The 23,675-nt window shown below is 35.7% G+C and carries 21 protein-coding genes; 9 read left to right on the top strand and 12 right to left on the bottom strand.

Annotated features, from left to right (window positions below; all coding sequences use genetic code 11):
* Positions 1-90: 90 nt before the first annotated feature.
* The 5 genes from X781_RS00430 to X781_RS00410 form a co-directional block, all read right to left on the bottom strand.
* On the bottom strand, positions 91-402 hold the full coding sequence (locus X781_RS00430) for a DUF883 family protein (protein ID WP_025235034.1): 312 nt from the start codon (positions 400-402) through the stop codon (positions 91-93).
* A gap of 190 nt (positions 403-592) precedes the next feature.
* A complete protein-coding gene (locus X781_RS00425; protein ID WP_025235033.1) occupies positions 593-1,240 on the bottom strand; it encodes an ABC transporter ATP-binding protein in 648 nt (215 codons plus the stop codon).
* Positions 1,237-2,034, bottom strand: a complete 798-nt coding sequence (locus tag X781_RS00420) for an ABC transporter permease (protein WP_025235032.1) — start codon at positions 2,032-2,034, stop codon at positions 1,237-1,239. Before X781_RS00420 ends, X781_RS00425 begins: the two co-directional genes overlap by 4 nt.
* Positions 2,034-3,137, bottom strand: a complete 1,104-nt coding sequence (locus X781_RS00415; RefSeq protein ID WP_025235031.1) for a capsule biosynthesis protein — start codon at positions 3,135-3,137, stop codon at positions 2,034-2,036. Before X781_RS00415 ends, X781_RS00420 begins: the two co-directional genes overlap by 1 nt.
* A gap of 72 nt (positions 3,138-3,209) precedes the next feature.
* Positions 3,210-4,388, bottom strand: coding sequence for a polysaccharide biosynthesis/export family protein (locus tag X781_RS00410; protein WP_025235030.1), 1,179 nt, complete (start codon positions 4,386-4,388; stop codon positions 3,210-3,212).
* 314 nt (positions 4,389-4,702) lie between these two features.
* On the opposite strand from X781_RS00410, the gene X781_RS00405 reads away from it, so the two are divergent.
* From X781_RS00405 to X781_RS00365, 9 genes are all read left to right on the top strand, one after another.
* Complete coding sequence (locus X781_RS00405; RefSeq protein WP_158497203.1) at positions 4,703-6,460, top strand: glycosyltransferase; 1,758 nt, start codon at positions 4,703-4,705, stop codon at positions 6,458-6,460.
* A 118-nt stretch (positions 6,461-6,578) separates the two neighbouring features.
* Positions 6,579-7,319 (top strand): hypothetical protein, encoded by a 741-nt coding sequence (locus tag X781_RS00400; RefSeq protein WP_025235028.1) that lies wholly within the window; start codon positions 6,579-6,581, stop codon positions 7,317-7,319.
* 18 nt (positions 7,320-7,337) lie between these two features.
* A complete protein-coding gene (locus X781_RS00395; protein WP_025235027.1) occupies positions 7,338-8,054 on the top strand; it encodes a hypothetical protein in 717 nt (238 codons plus the stop codon).
* Between the two features lie 29 nt (positions 8,055-8,083).
* Complete coding sequence (locus X781_RS00390; RefSeq protein ID WP_025235026.1) at positions 8,084-8,806, top strand: hypothetical protein; 723 nt, start codon at positions 8,084-8,086, stop codon at positions 8,804-8,806.
* A 6-nt stretch (positions 8,807-8,812) separates the two neighbouring features.
* Entirely contained in the window at positions 8,813-9,742 is a 930-nt protein-coding gene (locus X781_RS00385; protein ID WP_025235025.1) for a glycosyltransferase, read from the top strand.
* A gap of 53 nt (positions 9,743-9,795) precedes the next feature.
* A complete protein-coding gene (gene glf, locus X781_RS00380) occupies positions 9,796-10,947 on the top strand; it encodes a UDP-galactopyranose mutase (RefSeq protein ID WP_025235024.1) in 1,152 nt (383 codons plus the stop codon).
* 24 nt (positions 10,948-10,971) lie between these two features.
* Complete coding sequence (locus tag X781_RS00375; RefSeq protein WP_025235023.1) at positions 10,972-13,059, top strand: capsular polysaccharide biosynthesis protein; 2,088 nt, start codon at positions 10,972-10,974, stop codon at positions 13,057-13,059.
* Between the two features lie 23 nt (positions 13,060-13,082).
* Positions 13,083-14,294: a capsule biosynthesis protein gene (locus X781_RS00370; protein ID WP_025235022.1), complete on the top strand. Its 1,212-nt coding sequence runs from the start codon at positions 13,083-13,085 to the stop codon at positions 14,292-14,294.
* Between the two features lie 122 nt (positions 14,295-14,416).
* Positions 14,417-15,310, top strand: a complete 894-nt coding sequence (locus X781_RS00365; protein ID WP_442914796.1) for an IS256 family transposase, variant Zn-binding type — start codon at positions 14,417-14,419, stop codon at positions 15,308-15,310.
* Between the two features lie 128 nt (positions 15,311-15,438).
* On the opposite strand, the gene X781_RS00360 is transcribed toward X781_RS00365, so the two are convergent.
* The 7 genes from X781_RS00360 to X781_RS00330 form a co-directional block, all read right to left on the bottom strand.
* Positions 15,439-16,899 (bottom strand): FGGY-family carbohydrate kinase, encoded by a 1,461-nt coding sequence (locus tag X781_RS00360; protein WP_025235020.1) that lies wholly within the window; start codon positions 16,897-16,899, stop codon positions 15,439-15,441.
* A 125-nt stretch (positions 16,900-17,024) separates the two neighbouring features.
* On the bottom strand, positions 17,025-18,011 hold the full coding sequence (locus X781_RS00355; protein WP_025235019.1) for a TRAP transporter substrate-binding protein: 987 nt from the start codon (positions 18,009-18,011) through the stop codon (positions 17,025-17,027).
* 104 nt (positions 18,012-18,115) lie between these two features.
* The gene (locus X781_RS00350; protein WP_025235018.1) at positions 18,116-19,393 is read right to left on the bottom strand and encodes a TRAP transporter large permease subunit; all 1,278 of its coding nucleotides are present in this window, start codon (positions 19,391-19,393) and stop codon (positions 18,116-18,118) included.
* Positions 19,390-19,872: a TRAP transporter small permease gene (locus X781_RS00345; protein ID WP_025235017.1), complete on the bottom strand. Its 483-nt coding sequence runs from the start codon at positions 19,870-19,872 to the stop codon at positions 19,390-19,392. The genes X781_RS00350 and X781_RS00345 overlap by 4 nt, the downstream gene beginning before the upstream one ends.
* 8 nt (positions 19,873-19,880) lie before the next feature.
* Positions 19,881-20,342 (bottom strand): YhcH/YjgK/YiaL family protein, encoded by a 462-nt coding sequence (locus tag X781_RS00340; protein ID WP_025235016.1) that lies wholly within the window; start codon positions 20,340-20,342, stop codon positions 19,881-19,883.
* Positions 20,343-20,455: 113 nt separating this feature from the next.
* A complete protein-coding gene (yiaK, locus tag X781_RS00335) occupies positions 20,456-21,454 on the bottom strand; it encodes a 3-dehydro-L-gulonate 2-dehydrogenase (protein WP_025235015.1) in 999 nt (332 codons plus the stop codon).
* Between the two features lie 234 nt (positions 21,455-21,688).
* Positions 21,689-23,554: an SLC13 family permease gene (locus X781_RS00330; RefSeq protein WP_025235014.1), complete on the bottom strand. Its 1,866-nt coding sequence runs from the start codon at positions 23,552-23,554 to the stop codon at positions 21,689-21,691.
* Positions 23,555-23,675: the final 121 nt, after the last annotated feature.

Genomic DNA, 23,675 nt, shown 5'->3' with positions numbered 1-23,675 from the left:
ATCACATTCCTTGTATTAAACAATAAGCCACACCAAAAGGTGTGGCTTAATTATCTAATTAAAACATTTTAATTAATTTAAAGAAAATTATTATCTTCTTGCAACTAAAACACCTAATAATAACCCAACCACACCGGCAACAGTAATTGCTTTATATGGATTATCTTGCACTAAGGTATCTGTTTGTTTTGCAACGTTTTTAGCACTCTCAACAGTATCGTCTTTTAATGTAGCGAAACGATATTTAACATCATCAAACTGTTCAGATAATCTGTGTTTTAATTTTTTATATTCTTCTGTAGATGAATCTGATGTTTCGTTAAATAATTCTTCTGCATTTTTTAAGATTTCACGAATTTCATTCGTTAATTCTTCACGTTTTGCATCTAAACTCTTAGCCATAATTACTCTCCTTAATATTTAGTGAATATGACATAAAACATAATTCATTTATGCTTCACTATTTAAAATACAGACACTATACACCGATGTCAATCTTTATTTTTAAACTTTATTTAATTTAATTTTAAAATTAAATAAACCACAAGCGGTCATAATTTGCAATTTTTTTACAAAATATGACCGCTTGTTGTTATTTTCTGTTATAGAAATTATAGGCATTATCAATAGTATCAAAGGTATGCATAATCCCCTCTTCTAAAACCATTGCTGAATCACAATATTCTTTGATAGAGGCAGGGCTATGGGAGACTAAAATGAGTGAGCGATCCTTGCGTTTTTCAAATAGTTCGTGCTTACATTTTGCTGCAAATCGAGAATCCCCTACCGCAATAACCTCATCAATCAAGTAGCAATCAAATTCAATTGAAAGTGATAAAGCAAAAGCAAGTCTTGCTTTCATACCGGATGAGTAGCTTTTTACCGGCTCATATAAGTATTCGCCTAGTTCAGAAAATTCTTCTGTAAAGGATTTTACATAATCAAAATCTGCACCATAAATTCTACTTACAAACCGTAGATTATCCATTCCGGTTAAACTTCCTTGAAATGCACCACTAAATGCCAAGGGCCAAGAGATAGACATTTGACGATCAATTTCACCTGTTGTTGGTGGTTCTACACCACTCATTAAGCGAATTAGTGTTGATTTCCCTGCCCCATTTCTACCTAAAATACCGACTTTTTCACCTTTTTTCAGCTCAAAATTGATATCTTTTAATACAGTTTTCCAACCACTATTTGTTCGATATCGCTTACTTACATTTTTAACACTAATCATCTTGGTTCAATTCCTTCGCTAAAATTCCTTACCAGCAATAATCCCAAGAAAATAAAAATAATATCACTGACAATAATAAAACTGATACTTTCATAAGTAATTACTGTTTCACCAAAATAACCATGACGAAACATTTCTGTACCATGAATCATAGGAAACCAAAGAGCTATTTCTTGTGCCTTAGGGGGGAGGTTATGGACAAAAAACATTGCACCAGATAGGGGAAATAGTACAAAACTCAAAATCCCCCATATTTTCCCGAAAGCTTCAACATAATATGTAATAGCACAAATAATCAATCCTAATCCAAAAGCAAAAAATGCCATTAATATCCAAGCTATTAGCATATAGAATACATCGTTAGGAGGCTCAATCCAACCTAAGGTAATAAATGCTATCATTATGAAAATTTGTGCAACTGTTGCACCAGCAACCTCCAACAAAACACGAGAAAAAATAGTATCTAATGCCCTTACATTTCGATGATATAGAAGACTAATATTTGCCTCAATAGCCCCTTTGGCTCGATTAGATGCATTTCTCCACATCATAGTAATAGGATACCCTGTAATCATAAAAGCAATGATATTCAGCGTAGAAAATTGATCGGCTTTGCTATATGACCATAATAGTGCAATAAGTAAAGTTAATAGTAGAGGTTCAACAAAAAGCCACAAAAAACCAATATTTTTACGTCCATAGCGAGTAATTAACTCCCTCATTAAAAGAGCGTGAATTACTCTTTTTTGAATAACGCAAGAACGTTTAAACGTTGTATTATCACCATATCGCATTAGTTTTTATGCTCTTTGATACTTGCAACCAACAAACTTAATACCCCAAATAGAATTAAGCCGATAAAGAAAGTCGCAATAATATTATAAATTCGGTAGGGTTCTAATGCCCAGTCCGGCTTGCTTGGTTTACCAATCACCTCTAAATAAAGTTGCTGACGATCAGCTTCACCACGCGTATTTTGTAATGAGGTCATTGCTGCGGAAAGTTGTTGCTGAGCAAGCTCATTTGCTAATACTAAACGTTGATATTCTGCTGTTTGAGTTGCAACAGAAGTACTTCCACCGGAAAGTTGTTTTGATTGTTCATCAATTTCTTTTCTCAAACTCTTTTGTCTTGTTTGTAGTGCTGCAACTTGAGGATTCTCCGGTGTAATAGATTGCAGTTGTGCTAACTGAGTTTCAACGCGGATTAATTCGCTTTTTAAAGTTGAAATTAACGAAAGTTGAACTCCTGACTGAGCAGGTAAATCATAAATTTTATTTTTTGTACGGTACTGGCTTAATGCTAGAGCTGTATCACTCACATTTTTTTCAGCATCTTGAACTGACTGTTCCGCAAACTCAACAGTATCCTTTCTAGCCCGCTCATTTAAACGATTAATTAAATCCTCACCTTGTCTGAGAAGATTTTCATTAATTTGTTGCCCTTCTTCAGCATTAAAGGCTCGAACGCGTAAAGTAGCAATGCCAGAAATCGCATCAACATCAATATTAAGACGCTCTCTAAAATAACGATAAAATGCTTCTTGTGAATCATTTAAACCCAAACCATTAAAACGGCTTAAAATATCACCTTGTGTGCTATAAAAGCTTTTTACAGGTAATTCCGTTTCAAGTTGCTCCAACGCAGTACGCGAACGCATATACTCTTGTACAGAATAAGTATCATCTTGTGAACGAGAAAAGCCGGAGTTTTGTAATATCGCTCCCACACCGGTTAAGCTAGATTGATTACGAGGAGAACGTACAACAAAACTTGATTCTGAAACATAAATATCAGAAGCAAATAACGTGTAATAGATACTCGCACAAGCTGTTGGAATAATTACTGTTAGCCAAAGTAATGGATTGGCTAAAAAACTTTTTTTCTTTTTCGACATAATGTCCTCAATAAATAGCTTATAAGCGGTTATTTTTTTAGATTTTTTTGCAAATATATTTTTAATCAATAATTAAAAAGTTCTGATCGTATTCGCTGTACCTGTAATTGGCGATGTAATCGAGAAAATCATTCTCAAGAATTTTTGGAATTCAGACAGTGGTGCATTTGATACATAAACGATATCTTTATCCTGAACAGGAAAACGCTGTAATAAAAACATCGATTGTGGCTCAAGTAGATTTACTTGATAAACCGTTGGTACATCCATTCCTTCTGTATAACCTTTTTCACGCCATAAAGACTGATCGTTATAATCTAATTGTGTAAATGGAATATGACGGAATACAAAAACACCTCGGGGGTCTGAACGCTCATCAATTAAACCACCCATTTTACCGATAGCCTCGGCTAAAGTGATTCCTTTACTTGAAAAACGCACCTGCTGATTATTACCCACTGCCCCTAATCCGGTAAAACTATAAGGCGTGTTCATTAAAGCTACAACATCACCGGAACGCAACACAATATTTTGCGATGGATCTGCAATTAATATTTCAAATGCCATAGAACGCACTTTATTTCCACGTGTTAAACGAACAGTTACATCTTCAATATTTTCACTTGTACCGCCTACTGCTGCAACTGCATCTAAAATGCGTTCATTATTCGCACTTAACGGCATACGGATACTATTACCTTGACGAACTACTGTTACATCAGATGATAAATTACTCGCAATGCGTACTAAAGCTTGAGGTTGATTTGCTTTACGACTTAATGCCCCAACGATTTGGCTTTGAACAGCTTCTGGTGTTTTACCTGCCACTTTCATATTACCAATAAATGGTACTGTTATCGTCCCATTCTTATTAACCATTTGCGGAGGAAGTTGGGTTAAATGCCCGCTCCCTTGCCCCTCAGTACTAAATGTTCCACCGAATAAAACCGCAGGCGGAGCTTCCCAAATAGAAATTTCCAATACATCCCCCACATTGACTGTACCGGCATAACCACCGCCACCCATTGAGCCATCAAAACCCGAAAAACGTTGGGCTTGTTGGGCTTGGTATAAATTCTGTGCGGTAATATTATCTAGTTTGATTAGATTAACTTCGGGTAGGTTTGCTTCAGATGTTCTCTCATTTGCCTCTAACACCTTACTATAGCTAGGACCTGAGGTGGGTAGACTAGAGCAGGCTGAAAGTAAGGTTATTACTGCTAAAATAGAGGTGATTTTTTTTATCTTCATATGCATAATTGTTAATTATTAAGGTATGAGTAGTATATCATATATCTCTTTACTCTGGGTAATATATGATATTGAATCAATAGAAGGTAAAGTAGTAAAATTTACCAAAATCTTGCAAAAATTTAAAAGTTTTAAAGAATACTTATCTTTTAAGAGATTAAATGATATAATCCTTAGTATAAAAGCCAGTTAGTTTAGTAATATCTTTACAAGATAAAGTTAAAATTAAATATTTTAACCAAATTTAAGATATTTTTTATCATTTACTATTATATGTTATTTTCATCAAATCTAAGTTTTTAATTATGTTTTCTATGCAATCTTTACAATTTCCTAGGTCTAACTTAGAAAAGGTTAAAAAATTATATTTAAATCTTGTATATGGTCGTTATGATTTAAATTTAACAGGTTCATCTCTGGTTTTACACCCTAACTCAAAGGTGTCTTTTAATAGTTACCTAAACTCTTTTTACGAAAGTTATTGGGAACAATATACTACTCTCTCATCTATTACCCTCTCTGTAAAATTCAAAGGTGATTGCATTATATCTATTTATAGAGATAGCCCTATGAATGGATGCTACCTACTATTAGACTCCCATTTAGTTTCATCGGAAATGAAGACCATAGAATTAAATCTATCTTTGGATGATTTAATTCCTGATAGCGGTCGCATATTTATCGATATAGATTCCAAAGACACTCATACTGAAATTGAGTCTATTGAATTTTGTATTCCTAATACTATTGATAAAAAATTAAGTATTGGATTATGTACCTTTAATAAGGAAGATTTCTTATGCCAGAATTTAGAGTCCTTAGTAGATCTTTCTAAAAAACTACCAAACTTAAGCAAGATTATTATTGTTAATCAAGGAGATTTATTTTCCAATAAGAAGCTAGTTAAACTAATAGAGGCTAATCCAACCTTAATTCAAGTTTATAAGCAAGGTAATTTAGGTGGAGCGGGGGGATTTACTAGAACATTGTATGAAGCCTCTCAAAATGAAATATCAGATCTCCATCTATTAATGGATGATGATATTATCCTTGACGCTAATGTTATTAAAACAGCATTTTGCTTTGCAAGCTTAGCTAAAAGGGAAATTGCTGTCGGTGGGCAAATGTTAGATCTATTAAGACCTAACTTTATGCACGAATACGGTGGAAAATTGGATCATAATGGCAATATAAAAGCAATTTTTCATAATTTAGATGTTGCTGATATGGCAAATTTCCATTTATTTAATAAAGTAACGAAGATTGATTATAATGCTTGGTGGTTCTGTATGATTCCAACGAAGAAAATAGCAGAAATTAATCTTCCAGCACCGATTTTTATTCGTGGTGATGACTTAGAGTACGGATTACGATTAAAAAATAATGGTGTAGAAACCGTTGGGTTACCTGGCGTTGCTTTATGGCACGAACCGTTCTATGCAAAAATCGGTGGGTGGCAAACGTATTATGATTTCAGAAATAGAATGATTTTGACAAGTAGCTATGAGCAATTAAAAAGTGAAAATGTAAATAAATTATTCTTAAAAATTTATAATCTTTTATTATGTCACGATTATCAGTCTGTTAAATTAATTTTAGAAGCTATTAATGATTTCGCTAAAGGAACCGCATTATTTGATGTCCCAGCGAATGAAGTTCATAAAAAAGTCAGCGATATTGCCAAAAAATTTGCACCGGTGAGTTTAGAAAGCACCGTATTTAATCCAGCTGGTGAAAATGAATTAAAACCAAAATGGATTTCAACTGAGCGAAGAATTAATTTCGCCAAACAAACAATGTTGCTTTATATGAATGATTTTTCTAAGCATAAAGCCAAACATTTATGGGATAGAGATGTTGCTCCTCAAAATGTTGCCTGTAAACCTTATATTAAAACTAATGGTATTCAGAGCTATTTTTACTTATATTCGCCTGATAAAGAAATTTTCCGCCAATTACTTTCAGAGATACTAAAAGCAAGAAAAACATACATTAATGCAATTAAAGAAGATAATTGGAATACAATTAACGAATATAAGAAATTTGATTTTTGGAAGACTATATTTTCATAAACGCCTATATTATAGGCTCCCTATTATTTTTTATAGTAGGAAGTCTATTGAATAGCAATAAAATATGGATAATAAAATGATTTCAAAATTTCATACGCTAGTAAGAAGGAATATATTAATGGAAAAACCACTAGTTGTTTTTGGAGACTCTTCTGCAGAAATATTTGATTATATTTTTGGGAAGAATAAAAACTATTACCCATTTTGGGCATCTGGCTGGAGTGCTAGAAGTTTAAATCAAATTAAACATTCTGATGTGGATATTAAGCCTTATGCCTCTATCTTAGAAACATTACCTAAAGATTCTATTATTCTACTCCATTTTGGTATGACAGATATTGAATTTGGTTTACCTATACTAGCAAGAGATACTGGATTTTATAATCTTCCTTTATTCTTGAAAGAAATGATTGATGGTATAATTGCTTTTCGAGCATTTTTACAGAAAAATTACGGTTTTGAAAATATATATCCTGTATTTACTTCACCACCTATCTGGTTGCCAAGTAGTCATTGGGAAAATGTCTTTAAATTTAAGCCTTTTCCTTTAAAAATTAGAGGGCAAATGCTGCTAGATTTTGCTAGTGAAGTAAGCAAGTTGACAACGAGTATTAATTGCTTAGATAAACTGATAGTATCATATAAAAATCCTATTTGTTCACCTGATTATACAAGGGCTAGGGTTAGTCATCACATCGATTTTATTGAAGCACAAGACCTTGTTTATTCTGCTTTATCTGAATTAGAAGGTATGCTCTCGCAAAGAAACCCAAAGCATACAGTACATTATATTCATAAAAATGTCGGTGTTGATACTGTAAGGAAAGAGCAGCAACCAAGAGCAAATACATGTATATAAGTTAAGTTGGATTATTTTATGTCTAAAGAATTAGTAGTTTTTGGAACGTCATCAACTGAGGTTTTCGATTATATTTTTGGTGATAATCCTCATTATTATCCATTTTGGGCATCAGGTTGGAGTGCAAGAGGATTAAAAGAACCTAATAATGTAATGGGACCTTATATTCCTTATTTATCCCAAATATCAAAAGATGCAAATATAATTCTCTGCTTTGGGGACGTAGATTTAGATTTTAACCTACCTTATAAAATCCATAATCAAAGATTCTATAATTTTCCTAAATTTATAGATGAAATGTGTGAGGGAATTCTAGCATTAAGAGATTACCTGAATAAATTAGGTTTTTCAAATATATATGCTGCTCTTCCTATAGCTCCTATAGGATTACCTGATGTATATTGGGCATATCCTCCTTTACCTCATAAAACAAGAGGAAATTTATACTTAAATTTTGTAAAAAAATTATCTCATTCTATTCCTATGGTTAATTGTTTTTATTCTTTAATTGAGTCGGTAGATAATCCTGTTTGTAGTTCCTCATTTTTAAGGGATAAAAATGATCACCATATTGATTATGTAAAAGCACAAGATGTAGTTTATTCTAATTTATTAGAAATTGATGGAATTTTAGAGCAAAGAAATCCCAAGCATACCGAATTATATGTACATATGCCTAAGCATATTAAGTCTATTTTAAAGGATAATTCCCCTAGAATAAGGACTTGTAGATAATGTTATGAAAAGGATTATTTAGTTTAATTATGCGTGATATTATTGTTTTTGGTTCATCTTCATCTGAAGTATTTGATTATATATTTGGGAATAATCCTCAGTATTATCCATTTTGGGCATCAGGTTGGAGTGCAAGAGGATTAAGAAATTTAAAAAAATCCAATGAAGATATGAAACCTTATATTCCTTATCTTGAAACGATTTCTAAAGATGCAAATATCTTTCTTCATTTTGGTAATGTAGATATTGATTTTAATTTACCTTATAAAATGCATCATCAACATTATTATGATATTCCTCGTTTTTTAAATGAAATGTGCGAAGGATTATTAGAAATGAAAAAATTCTTAAATAGGATGGGATTTTCTAAAATTTTTGCTGTTTTTACAGCTCCTCCAACAGCTCTTAAGGATGATTATTGGGATTATCCTCCTTTACCTTACAAAGTAAGAGGAAAATTGATGCTAGATTTTGCAAACAGAATTTCTGAAGTTATTCCAACCATTAATTGCTTATATGCGTTAATAGATTCAAATAATAATCCAATTAGTGCTCCTCGCTTCGTTAGAAACAATCCTGATCATCATCTTGATTATATTAAAGCCCAAGAGATAGTATACAATCATATTAATAATATAGAGGGAATGTTAAAAATGAGAATACCAAAACATAAGGAATTATATGAGCACTTAGGATATGCTCCCGATGTTATTTTAAAAACGGGTAAGCCTCGTCCAAGAACTTGCAGATAATACAAAATGGGAAAAAATATAGCTATAGTTATAGTAACCCATAATTCAGAGAGTGTTATTGGTAGATTACTGGAACATATATTATCGCAGAGTGTTAAGGTTAATAATGTTATAATTGTCGATACTGCAAGCAATGATCAAACAGTATCTGTTATTAACCATTATAGAAAGGCTATCAACATAACTTTACATATTACCAGAGAAAATATCGGGGGTGCAGGTGGTTTTAATATAGGGTTAAAAGAGGCTATTCATCTTTCTAGTGATTTTATAATTACTTTAGATGACGATGCAGTATTAGAAGATGATGATTTCATAAACATACTATTAAGTAAGAAATATGAATATGATTTAGATGTTGTTTCTCCTATAGTAGTTGACATAAAGAATAGAGGCAAAACAGCTTTTCTTTACAATGTAGAAGGCATAAAATATAGTGATTTAGATAAGGTTAAACAACATAAAATCATTAAAGGAGATTTAAAATTATTTAATGGTGCATTATTTGATTATAATGTAATTAAGGAGATTGGTTATCCTGATCCTGTTTTTTTTATTCGAGGTGATGAGGTAGAATATAAGAAAAGAATTATTAAATCGGGATTTAAAGTGGGGGTTGTAACGGAAGGCGAGATATTTCATCCAACATCTTTAAATGAAATATTTGAGGTTGGAAATAAGGTATTCTATCATATTGATAATAAAATCAAGAATTTCTTTTCTGTTAGAAATAAATTTTATATGTATAGAGAAAATCTCAAAGGATTTAAAAGAACAAGAAAGATTTTTATAGAAATTGTAAGTTATATATTCTTTTATCTAATTCATAGAAAATTAGATTTTAGAGGATGTTATAATTATTTCATAGCTTCTTTCTTTGGTGTTTTTGGTTTAATGAGGAATGATTTAAAATTTTTGAATAGATTTCTATTATAATCCTATATTACATTCATCTGAAACAAAATTAATTATTTTATAGGTAGATTTAAATGAAAAAGTTTTTATTAGTTGGTGCTGGATTCTCGAATGCAGTAATTGCAAGAGAACTTGCTGAGCAAGGTTATCAGGTTACAGTTATAGAGCAACGTAATCATATAGCAGGTAATTGTTATTCTGAACGTGATTCTGAAACAAATGTAATGGTGCATATTTATGGACCTCATATTTTCCATACTGATAATGAGCGAGTTTGGAATTATGTTAATAAGTTTGGTGAGTGGATGCCGTTTGTTAATCGTGTAAAAACAATTAGTCAAGGAGCAGTTTATTCCCTTCCAATTAATTTACACACAATTAATCAATTTTTTGGTAAAACTTGTTCACCAATGGAAGCAAAATCCTTAATTGAGAGCCAAGCTGATTTATCTATTGAAGATCCTCAAACTTTTGAAGAACAAGCGATGCGTTTTGTTGGTAAAGATCTATATAAAGCATTTTTCTATGGATATACCAAAAAACAGTGGGGCGTGGAACCAAAAGAACTGCCAGCAAGCATTCTAAAACGTTTACCTGTTCGTTTTAACTACGATGATAACTATTTTGCTCATAAATTCCAAGGTATGCCAAAAGATGGATATACGGTAATTGTAGAGAACATTTTAAAACACGAAAATATCCAAATTCGCCTTAACACTCCTTTTAACTCAGAGATGAAAGCTGATTTTGATCATATCTTTTGGTCTGGTCCATTAGATGCTTACTTTAATTTTGAACAGGGACGTTTAGGTTATAGAACATTAGACTTTGAAGCATTCAGAATGGATGGGGATTACCAAGGTAATGCAGTAATCAATTATGGAGACGAAGAAGTTCCATATACTCGAATTTCTGAACATAAGCATTTTGCTCCTTGGGAACAACACGAAAAGACTATTTGTTATAAAGAATATAGCCGTTTCTGTGAAGAAAAAGACATTCCTTATTACCCTATTCGTTTAGTGAAAGACAGAGCTTTATTAAGTCAATATGTAGAAAAAGCAAATAAAGAAACCCAAGTAACATTTGTTGGGAGATTAGGCACTTATCGTTATTTGGATATGGACGTAACAATTAAAGAAGCTTTAGAAACAGCAGATGAAATTAAAAAGGCTATTAAAGAAAATAAAGCGTTTAAGCCTTTCTATGTGAATATGGATATTTAAACTACCTGAATATCTATATTTAAAATGTATTACTCTTTTATCTTTTCTCAAGGGATTTTAAAAATCCCTTTTTTGCAAAGTTTTTTACCTGAATGTATTGTAATCCGAAAATCTTATTTTGCGATTAAGTTTCTCTCTAAAACTCAAGTAGATCAAGTTCTCGGCTGGGGGCTTCGCCCCTCTACTCAAAAAGCCCGTGCTTATGCAGTTAAGCACAACTTGCCCTTTGTATCATTAGAAGACGGCTTTCTTCGCTCATTAGGTTTGGGCGTAAAAGGCTATCCACCATTTTCTCTTGTGTATGATGATGTAGGGATATATTACGATACGACTCGTCCATCTCGTCTAGAAAATCTATTACTGAACAAACCTCTGCAAGGTGAAGCTAATATCAAAATCGCAGAGAAAGCTTTATCTCAAATTTTAACTTACCAACTGTCAAAATATAATCACGCATTAGATTTCTGCGAGCAAGTCCCTCCAGAGAGTAAGATTGTGTTAGTTATCGACCAAACCTTTGGCGATATGGCAGTGAAATATGGTCAGGCAAATGAAGCTGATTTTAATAATATGTTAGAAACAGCAATAAGTGAAAATCCTGATGCTCAAATTTGGGTAAAAACCCATCCAGATGTGTTAAGTGGTAAGAAAAAAGGCTATCTAACTGATTTACCCCAATATACCGATAAAGTACGGATTATTACCGAAGATGTAAACCCGGCAAGTTTAATTAAATGGTGTGAGAAAGTGTATTGCGTAACTTCTCAAATGGGGTTTGAAGCATTGTTATTAGGCAAAAAAGTGATTACTTTCGGCGTACCCTGGTTTGCCGGTTGGGGGGTAACGGATGATCGAAATGAGAATGTTCAATCACTTTTTCAGCAAAATAGAAGGGTAAAACGTTCATTACTTCAGCTTTTTTATGCTGCTTATTTTAATTATAGCCGTTATATTAATCCAAATACTGGCGAGAGTGGTTCAATTTTTGATGTGATTGATTATTTGCATAAAGTAAAAATATTGAATCAACGTCTAAGCGGAAATATTTATTGCATTGGAATGTCATTATGGAAACAGGCAGTCATTAAGCCATTTTTTAACCCACCACAATGTAAATTGTATTTTGTTCGTTCGCTAAATTCTCTAAAAAAACGACCGCTTGCAGAGAATGCAAAAATTCTTGTTTGGAGTAATGGTAAGCCTGAAATTCTACAATTTGCGAAACAAAATAATATTCCGTTACTAAGAATGGAAGATGGTTTTATTCGTTCTGTTGGGCTAGGAGCAAATTTAGTTGCTCCACTTTCATTAGTGATTGATGATTTAGGCATTTATTTTAATTCGGAAACTACTTCTCGATTAGAACAAATTTTATTGAAGGCAGAACATTTTTCTGATAATGATTTGTCTAATGCTGAAGCTCTAAGACAAAAGTTAGTTGCAAGCCATATTGGAAAATACAATGTAGGTAGTGGCGATGTCGATTTTAATGCTCAAGGCAAAAAAATTATTTTAGTACCGGGGCAGGTTGAAGACGATGCTTCAATTAAATCAGGTTCTCCACAAATTAAGAAAAATCTGGATTTATTAAAAAAAGTCAGAGAGCTAAACCCTACAGCCTATATTGTTTATAAACCGCATCCTGATGTAGTTAGTGGAAATAGAATTGGCAATATTCCAAAGTTGGAAGTTCTCCATTTTGCTGATCTTATTGTCGATAATGTGAATATTCTAGATTGTATTTTAAAAGTGGATGAAGTGCACACAATGACTTCTCTAGCTGGTTTCGAAGCATTATTAAGAGGTAAAAAAGTGCATTGTTATGGAATACCTTTCTATGCTGGTTGGGGGCTAACAGAAGATTTATTACAAATAGAACGCCGTAATAAAACACTTACATTATCACAATTAATTGCAGCAACATTAATTTATTATCCGCTTTATATTGACCCCATTCAGGGTAAATTTATTGATGCCAATCAAGCCATTAATTTATTAATGCAACAGAAGCAACAATTATCTAATCACGGTATTAAGCGTTCTTGGATAAGTAAACAATATGGAAAGTTAAAACAACTTTATCGAGTTTTTAGTCAAACTTCACAGCATTAATTAAATTTAGCGAAGGTCTCTGAATGGAACATTATTTAGATGAATTAATTAAAAATAGCCAACGGATTTTGTTATTACAAGGTCCGATAGGATATTTTTTCACAGATTTTGCAAATTGGCTAGAAAAAGAACAAAAAACCGTCTTTAAATTAAACTTCAATGGTGGTGATGAATATTTTTATCCGAATGATAGATCAAATACTTTTGCTTATCGTGATAGTTTAGAAAATTTTGAAAATTTCTTAGTTAATTTTTGCCGGAAAAATAAAATAGATAATATCTTATGTTTTGGTGATAATCGTTATTACCATAAGATAGCTAAAAATGTTTGCTCAAATTTAGATATTATTTTCTGGGCATTTGAAGAAGGTTATTTCCGCCCCGAATATATTACGCTTGAAAAATGGGGTGTAAATGCATTTTCTCCACTGCCAAGAAATCAATCTTTCTTTTTAGAATATTCAAAACTAAATTCGCCTGAGCCTGAAAAAGTTTCAAAAGGCTTTAAATATATGGCAAAAAGAGCGATTCATTATTATTTAAAAGCCTATGAGAAACGTAAAGAATATCCTAAATATCAACATCATCGTTTTATTAATTTAGGGTATTATCTTAAATTATGGTCAAAATCTCTCATAAAAAGACTATGTTATTGGTTATATGATAGTGGCTTTGCAAAAAGAGTAGAAAATGGTGAATTCGGCAATTTTTTTATTGTACCACTACAAGTTTACGATGACACACAAGTAAGAATACATAGCGATCAAAAAAGTGTTGAGATTTTTTTACGAGAAGTATTAACTTCTTTTGCAAAATTTGCTCCCTCACATTTAAATTTAATTATCAAACATCATCCAATGGATAGAGGGTTTATTGATTATAAAATTGTAATTTATGAATTTTTAGAAAAATACCCTCATCTAAACAATAAAGTTTTTTATATTCACGATGTACCTTTACCTGTTTTCTTAAGAAAAGGGAAAGGTATGGTTACATTAAATTCAACAAGCGGGCTTTCAGGTTTATTACATAATATGTCGGTAAAAACCTTAGGGCGAGCAAATTACGATTTTGAAGGATTAACGGATCAGCAATCATTAGATACTTTTTGGGTGAACCCACAACCACCAAATGAGGAAGTCTTTAAAGGTTATCGCCAATATCATTTACATAAAACACATATTAACGGTAATTTCTATAATAAATCTATTCTTCGTTATCCCTATAATTTATAAACCAAAAGCGGTCATAATTTGCAATTTTTGGTATAGTGGACAAAATTGAGTCTGTAAATTAGGTTAAAACCTTGTAATATAAGGCTTTAACCTACTTTTTATAAAAATGCCTAAAAAATTGCATTTTCTGCTCATCTTTTAATCTCAAAAAATACGGTAAAATTAACGGTATCCAACGCTATAAATGCCTTGATTGTAACCGTAACTTTGTCGCATCTAAGCGACTTAATTCCGAAGAAATTTGGTTTAAGTACAGTTCTCAAAAACAAACGATTCAACAACTTGCTTTTGAATACCAATGTTCTGAACGGACGATTAGAAGGCATCTCGAAAAAGCGACAAAAGCCGAGCAAAAATCTCTTCCTCAAACAGTAAATATCGTGATGGATACCACTCACTTTAAACAACGTTTTGCTGTACTTATCCTAATGGATTCCTTATCTTTAAAGCCGATTTATTTTCGCTTTATTTCTGCGGAGAAAAATCAATATTATTTTGACGCTATCTCAGCGTTAATTGAAAAAGGAATTAACATTCAATCAATTACCTGTGATGGAAGAAGAGGATTATTAAATGCTTACCCCAATATTCCTACCCAAATGTGCCACTTCCATCAAATCGGGCGAGGTATTTTTTATTTAACAAAATCACCAAAATCAGAGGCAGGAAAAGAGCTACTATCGCTTTATTACTCACTTAAATTTCAAACACAAGAGACACTTACTCTAGCCCTATCTGTATGGTTAAATAAACATAAAGGTTATTTCAATGAACATTCTGCAACCAACCCAAAACGATTTAAACATAAGCGATTACGGAGTGCTTATTGGGGTTTAAAACGTAGCATAAACTATCTATTTACCTATCAAGCGTATCCCGAGTTAAACATTGCACATACAACCAACTTGGTGGAGTCATTTTTTAGACAAATGAAAGTCAAATTAGTGCCACATCAAGGACTAACTGATGAACATAAGATGATGTTTATAAAGGATTTTGTTTGCCAAAAGAGTTGAAAATAAAGCCATAGCAGACTCAAAAATGTCCACTATGGCTAGTTCATTGGGAAATCAGACTCAATTTTGTCCACTATCCCCAATTTTTTTACAAAATATGACCGCTTGTAAAACGTGTTTAAAGTCCGTTAAATCATCGCTTTAAGTGCCTCAGTTAGTTTTTGATAACGCTGATATTTCGTCTGATATGCTGAGTAATTTTCAGTATTTGGCTCAAACACTTGCATTTCTGCATTTAGGGCTTGTACTTGACTAATATCCAACCCAACACCTTGCATAGCCATCAATGCCGCACCTAAGCAGCCTGTTTCTTCCACTTGTGGTACTTCGAGCCTCATTCCTGTTAGATCCGCCAACATTTGCATCCAGACTGTTGATTTCACCGGTCCGCCTGTAACTCGCAGCACATTAGTTTGTGGGAAGCGAATAAACATACGGTTTAAGTGCGTCATTAAGCTAAACAGTACCCCTTCATAAATCGCTTGCAGCAAGTGCATTTGCGTATGGTAAGACTGCATTCCGTAGAAACTTGCCTGCATACCCAAACCTGCATTTGAGCCGTAAAGAAACGGCACAAACAACACCGAGCTACCTGCCGGTGGTAATGCGGCAATGCCCTCATTAATTTCTTGGTAGCTTAAATTGCTCCATTGTTTAACAAACCATTCCAAGTTGCCTGCCGATGTCGGGCTTGCCTCGTGCACAATAAATTTACCTGACTCATCATAACGCCCATAAACAAATGGTAATTCTTGGCTTAAATCGATATTATCAGTAATACCACTTACCACCGACCAAGTCCCTAGTACCACGTTGAGTTTTGTTTCATCATCTAAACCTGCACAGCGAGCCGTTGAAACCACATCAAATAAACCACCAACAACAGGTGTACCTACGGCTAAACCTGTTAATTTTGCCGCATCTTCAGTTACATAACCTGCAATTTTATTCGGCTCAATCACCGGCGGTAATTTTTCCAACACATCAGACATACCGAGCAAATCAGCTAAGCTTTGATCGTATTCACCCTTCGCCATATTGTAGAGATTACTTTCAGAAATATTGGTTTCCTCACAATGTAGCTCGCCGGTTAAACAAAAACGCAAATAGTCGTGCGACATCAGCACTGAGCCGATTTGTGCATAACGCTCGGGTTCATTTTTCTGTATCCATTTCAAAATGGAAACTGGATGACCTGTCCACAGCGTTTGGCGAGTGATGGGGTAAAGTTTCTGTGGAATCCCCTCATCTTGCCACTGTTTCACAATCTCTAAAGAGCGTTGGTCGGAAGAAAGAATGGCACGCCCAAGCGGTTGCTTGTTTTTATCGAGCAAAAATGCCCCTTTACCTTGAGCGGAAATACCAACGCCTTTAATATCGCTTGGGTTTACGCCACTTTTTTCGATCGTTACACGTACCACTTCCGCACAAACCGCCCAAAGCTGTTGCATATCACGCTCTGCGTAGCCTGCTGTTTCGCTAATTACAGATACATTTTCACGATGAAGTGCTTGAATATTGCCTTGATTGTCAAAAAGTGCCGCTTTGATAAAAGTACCGCCGCAGTCAATGCCGAGTGTGTAATTCATCATATTTTCCTTACAACCTGAAGAAGAACAACAAGCGGTTGGATTTCGCAAAAAATTTGCAATTTCTTACCGCTTGTCGGTTTTAATGCGAAGTTATTATGTTAAGAGACTTACTTTAGCTTATATTATTGTGCCAAAGCATCCACTTTTTTCAATAATTCATCGCCGTGTTTTTCAACGAAGGCTTTACGAACTTCTGCTTCCACTGCCGCTTTGAACGGTGCGTTGTCCACTTGCTCGATAACTTCGATGCCTGCTTTACGTAATTTCTCGATGATCTCTTTTTCGTTTTTCACGTTAAGATCACGTTGGAATTGACCCGCTTCTTTCGCTGCTTCTAATAATGCAGTTTGAAGTTCAGGTGCTAAGCTGTCGAATTTCGCTTTGTTCATTACCACGATTAACGGAGTGTAGCCGTGGTTAGTTAAGCTTAAGTGTTTTTGTACTTCGTATAATTTTGCCGACCAGAAAATACCGATTGGATGCTCTTGTGCATCTACCGCACGGGTTTCTAACGCGGTGTAAAGCTCAGATAACGGCATTGGCACCGGGTTACCGCCTAATAAGTTAAACGCTTGAATGTACATTGGGTTTTGGTTGGTACGAACTTTTAAGCCTTTGATGTCTTCCGGCTTGTTCACCGCGTGTTTTGAGTTAGAGAACGCACGGAAACCAACATCCCAGAATGCTAAGCCTTTTAAGCCTTGGGCTTCTAAATCTTTTAATAAGCCTTGACCGATTTCACCGTCTAACACTTTGTAAACGTGCTCACGATCTTTGAAGATAAACGGAATGTCGATCACGTTTAATTTTGGCTCTAAACCGGTGAAGTTTGGTGAACCTGACATTTCAATATCAATAGTACCGCCACGCACACCGCTGATCATGGTTTGTGCGTTACCTAAGGTGCTGTCCGGGAATAATTTTAATTTGATTTCATCTTTGGTTTTTTCAGCCAATAACTCATCGAATTTTTTCGCTGCGATGTGTTGGCTGTCGGAGCGTGGTGCTTCATAACCGAAACGTAGTGAAGTTTCAGCCATTGCTGAAGAACTCATTACGGCTACACCTGCAACTAATGCGGCTAAAGTTTTTAAGTTAAAAAGTTTCATAGGGTTCTCCTGTGATTAAAAATTATGGTTTACAAGCGGTTAAATTTGTTCGTTTTTTTACAAATTTTCTACAAAATCTGACCGCTTGTTAGGTTAAAAATTCATTACTGCATCCAGCTTAAAGGGACTAATATTAATGATGGGAAGAATACAAATAAGAGTAATAATCCAATCATCATCATTAAGTAAGGGAATACGCCCTTAGCTGCTTGGTCAAACGGTAATTTTGACACACCGGTAATCACGTTTAACACGTTGCCCACCGGTGGGGTAATTAAGCCGATTGACGTATTTAAGATGAATAACACACCAAAGTACACCGGGTCGATACCTGCTTCTTCCACTAACGGCATCAATACCGGGGTTAGAATTAATACGGTTGGGGTTAAATCCATCACCATACCGATAATAAATACTGCAAGCATAATCACCAATAATAGGGTTGTTGGGCTTTCAATTAACGGCTCTAGTAATTCGGTGAGCATTGTCGGTAACTCTGCCACGGTGATTAACCAACCGGTTACGTTCGCTGCTGCCACTAAGAACATTACCACAGCGGTCGTTTTTGCTGCCGCTAATACCACTTTGTATAAGTCTTTGAACTTCATTTCACGGTAAACGAACAGCGAAACAATCAACGCATAGAAAGTCGCAACCGCACCTGCCTCAGTTGGCGTGAACATCCCTGAGCGGAAACCGCCGATGATGATCACTGGTAACAATAACGCCCAAATACTGTTTTTAAACGAGATACATAACTCTTCTTTGGTTGCTTTGGAGAAGGTCATTAAATCCAAGCGTTTAGCTTGCCACCACCAAAGTGCTGCTAAGCAAATACCCATCATAATGCCCGGGAAAATACCCGCTAAGAATAATTTTGTGATGGATACGCCACTTGCCACACCAAATACAATAAACGGAATACTCGGCGGAATGATTGGGGCGATAATCCCTGCCGTGCCGATTAAGCCCGCAGATTTATCAATCGGATAACCGGTGGTTTTCATCATCGGTAACAACATTGCCGCCACCGCTGCCGTGTCCGCCACCGCAGAACCGGAAAGGCTCGCCATAATCATTGCAGCTAAGATTGCCACAAAGCCCAAGCCACCCCGTTTGTGCCCCACTAACTTCATTGGTAAATCGATAATGCGTTTAGACAAACCACCTTCGTTCATAATTTCACCGGCAAGGATGAAGAACGGGATCGCCATTAGTGAGAAGCTGTCTGCACCACTGACGATTTGTTGAGCAAGGATTTGAGCATCAAACAGATCTAAGTGCAGCATTAAAGCCACGCCGCAGACTAAAAGTGCAAATGCAACCGGAATGCCTAATAAAATCGAGCCAAGTAATACGGAAAGAAAAATTACAACAGTCATTTACTTTCTCCTTTCGCAATTACGCCAATGGTTGCAACAATGCGTACAACAATTAAGATACCGATTAATACACCTGCAACCGTGCTTGCAAGGAAAGTAATTCCTTGCGGTAAGCCCGAAATTGGGGCAAAGTTATTCAAGTTAAGATTAAATTGAATCCAACTACCATCTACAATTAAGTAGCAGCAGAACAACATCGCTAAATCAGTAAACACACTTAAAATATTTCTACCAACCGGCGATAATTTATCTGTCAGCATTGTTACTCTAACGTGCTGGTTTTCACTAAACGCCAATACCGCACCTAAGAAAGCAAGCCACACAAACATATAACGTGAAACTTCTTCTGTAACGTTAATACTACTATTAAAGCCGTAACGTAATACGACATTGAGGAAAACCAAGATAGACATAGCGGATAAAATAATTACCACCAATGCCTCTAATGCTTTTCCAACTAATTGAGCAAAGGCTTTCATAAACTACCTCAAATTTCACTCATTTTAATTTTTACCACCACTTTGCGGATTTTTGCTTCTCCTGCCAAAATGGCTGTTCGGTGTGTATCCTCAGGAAAGAACACCGCAAAGTTGCCGGCTTCACAGCGGAATTCATTTTCATTTTGCACTGATGCATAAAATTGAATATCACGCTCAGGGTTATATTCCACCGCAACAGGGTTATTGCCTAAATCAATGGATGCCGCCATTAATTCCACACCTTTGTGTAAATATTGCACGTCTAAATAATTTTGATGCACTTCCGGCTGATAAGCAGATTTTTCTTTCGTTTCAAGATCTAACACTTGAACGTAAATATCACGCCCTTTGAGTTCGTAAACGCCGGCTTCCATCGCATCAAAATCGGTATTTTTTAAATAATCCAAGGCGAATTGAATCGCTTTTGGATATTGAGCAGGATTGTAATTTGAAATATGACCGAAAAACATTGATTGCTCCGTTTTGCAAAATTTTTTGGAAATTGAACCGCTTGTATTTTTTCAGATGAACGATACATTCGCTCGATCTAATCCCCCTCTTTAGAAAAGAGGGGAGTTTTTCTTTACAACGCCTGCAATTTCGCCCAAACGGTATCATCTACCGGAATGCCGTTGGCTTTGTTATCAGCAAGAATTTGGGTAAATTCGTGTCCCGGTAAGCGAACTGCTACATCTGGGTCTGCACGCTCTGCTGTGCGAACATAATCCATAATACGGTTGAGTTTTTCGTCTTTGGTTTTGCCGTCAATTAAGCGATCCACTTCAATAGCGATATAGACTTGTGAAACGCAGTATTCGTCATCTTTATCTTCGGTTACTGCCGCTGTAGATTCACCGTTAGAAAGCAATGTTGCGATCATATCTAACACAATAGATAAGCCTGAACCTTTCCAGAAGCCCATTGGCATTAAGCGGCGGTTTTTCTCCACAGTTGCCGGATCACGGGTTGGGTTGCCTTCATCATCAAAACCGGCATCTACGAAAGTTTGGCGACCTGCTAAGCGGTGAACTTCCAACATTCCGTAAGAGTACATTGAACAAGACATATCCACCATTGTGATTGGGGTAGTTGGCACAGCGATGATAAGCGGGTTTGTACCTACACGGCACTCTTTCGCCCCCCAAGGTGGCATAACCGCTAAGGCGTTTGTCCAGCAGATACCAATATAGCCTTTCTCTGCCGCTTGCCAGCCGTAAGAACCGCCACGCATCCAGTGGTTTGCGTTACGCAATGCCACCACACCGATACCGTTTTGTGATGCAAGTTCCATCGCTCTGTCCATCATTTTTTTCGCAGTTAAGTTACCGATGGCTTGGTGGGCGTCCCACTGCTCGATTGCACCTAATGATAATACCTTCGTCGGCTCGGCTTCAGGAATCACATCACCGTTCTCTAACTGTTGAATAAAACGTGGGAAACGGTTTACCCCGTGTGAATACGCACCAGCTTGGGTAGTATCCGCAAACACGGTTGCACACTCTTCCGCAATTTCTTCACGCACATTGCGAGAAAGTAACACACGTTTAAATTGAGCTTTTAAATCTTCATAAGATACTCGAATAGTCATTTTGTACACCTCTAAAAGTTAAAATTTCAAATAGTAAAATTACGTTTCATAAGGCACTCTTAAGGCAGTTTAAAGTCAATCAAAGCAAAAATATAAAAATCATTTAAAATCAAATGGTTATAAATATTTTTGTAAATTTGAGAGGTAGATCACACTTTTAACAAGGCAAGCAAGCGGTCATTTTTTTGTAAAAATTTACAAAAAAATAACCGCTTGTATTGAAAGAAATTAGAGTGGGAAAAGCAGAGGAATCACAAATACCGAAACCAGCATCACCAGCACCGTAAACGGTACACCGACTTTGACGAAATCCACAAATTTATAACCAGCCGGGGCAAGCACCATTGTGTTTACCGGTGAGGAAACCGGTGTCATAAAGGCAGCAGAAGCGGAAACCGCTACAATCATTGCAAACGGAGCAGCTGAGTAGCCTAATTGGTTAGCGATAGCAATCGCAATCGGCATCACCAAAATCGCCGTTGCGGTGTTGGAAATAAACGCACTTAGAATTGCCGTAAAAACAAATAATACAATCAAGACAAAATGCACATCTAAACCCTGCATCACATCAAGTAAAAGGCGGACGGTTAAATCTACCCCACCTGTTTTTTGTAAGGCGATAGAAAACGGCATCATACCCACAATTAAAATAATGCTTGGCATATGAATGGAATCATAGGCACTTTTCACATCGACACAACGGAATTTGCCTAGCATTAAACAAGCAATTAATGCCGCCATTACATTCGGCACAATGCCTGTAATCATCAGCACCACCATTGTGAATACAGAAAAAAGAGCATGCGGTGCTTGGCTTAGAGCCGGTGGTGCATTTTTGCTTTCTGTTGGGGCTCTTAGCAAGAAGAAATCACGGTGATCGCCATCCATTCGGTGAATTTGCTGCCAAACCCCCATTACTAATAACAAATCCCCAAATCTCAACGGCGTATCAAGCAATTCATCTTGTATGATTTCACCACCCCGTTTTAAACCGACAATACTTAAATGATATCTTGAGCGAAACTTTAACTCTCGAATGGTTTTGCCGATACATTCAGCCTCAGGCATTACTGAAATTTCCGCCATACCTACCGAGCGATAATGGGTTGAGAAAAACTCACCCTTTAGTTCAATCGGGCGAAGCTTAAGCTCCTCGCAACGTTGTTGATAGGCTTCATCGTCTAAGGCGGTATCGAGTAACAAAATATCTTTGGGCTGAAACACTTCATTTACAGAAGCATTTATCGTGATGGTTCTGAAATGTTTATTACGTTGAATGGCGACAATGTTCAAGCCGTGCACAATGCGTAAATCTAGTTGTCCAATGGTTTTGCCGACACAGATAGAATCTGGCTCAACTAATAGCATTTTGGCTCTGCCACGTAGTTGGTATTCTTCAATTAAGTGAGACATCGAAAAATGTTTAGCTGAGTTTAGCTCTTCACGCTGTTCACCATTATCTAACCAACGGCGGGCAACAAGCATATAGCCGATACCTAGCACTAAAATGATTAAGCCAATCGGCGTAAAGCTAAAGAAACTAAAGCCTTCAAAGCCCGATTTTACTAATTCGGAATGAGCAACAAGATTGGGAGGTGTAGCAATTAAGGTCATCATACCGCTGATCAAGCCTGCCACACTCAACGGCATCATTAAACGGCGGGGGGAAATTCCCATTCCGGCACAAATCGCTAATACCACAGGAATAAAAATCGCCACAATACCGGTGGAACTCATAAAAGAGCCTAGCCCTGCAATGGAAAGCATTAATAGCACTAATACCTTTGTTTCACTTGCTCCCGAAACACGCATCAGCCAATCGCTTACTTGATTTGCTACCCCTGTTCGCACTAAGGCTTCACCCACAATAAAAAGGAGAGCAATCAGCACTACATTTGGATCGCTTAACCCAGCTAATACCTCTTTTACCGACAAAATGCCCGTTAGGCTAAAAAAGAGCATTACGATTAAAGCGACAACATCCATCCGCAGTTTGTTTTGGATAAATTGCCAAATGGCAAACACAAGGAGAGCCATTACCCAAAAGAGCGGCTGCTGTAAAAAATCAGGCACGAAAGCAAGAAGCGATTGCATAGTCTTATCCTCCAAAATAGTTAGAGATAGATTACACCGCTTTAGGGAAATAAAAAAGTCGAGAAGATCAAAAAGAGAAGGAATTTAGGTGGATACACTGCGTGCATCTATTAATTTATAT

Origin of the sequence: Mannheimia sp. USDA-ARS-USMARC-1261 (assembly GCF_000521605.1) — a bacterium.
Taxonomy (GTDB): Bacteria; Pseudomonadota; Gammaproteobacteria; order Enterobacterales; family Pasteurellaceae; genus Mannheimia; species Mannheimia indoligenes.
Note: the sequence above shows the minus strand (reverse complement) of the source record. Positions and strands in the feature narration are given on the sequence as shown.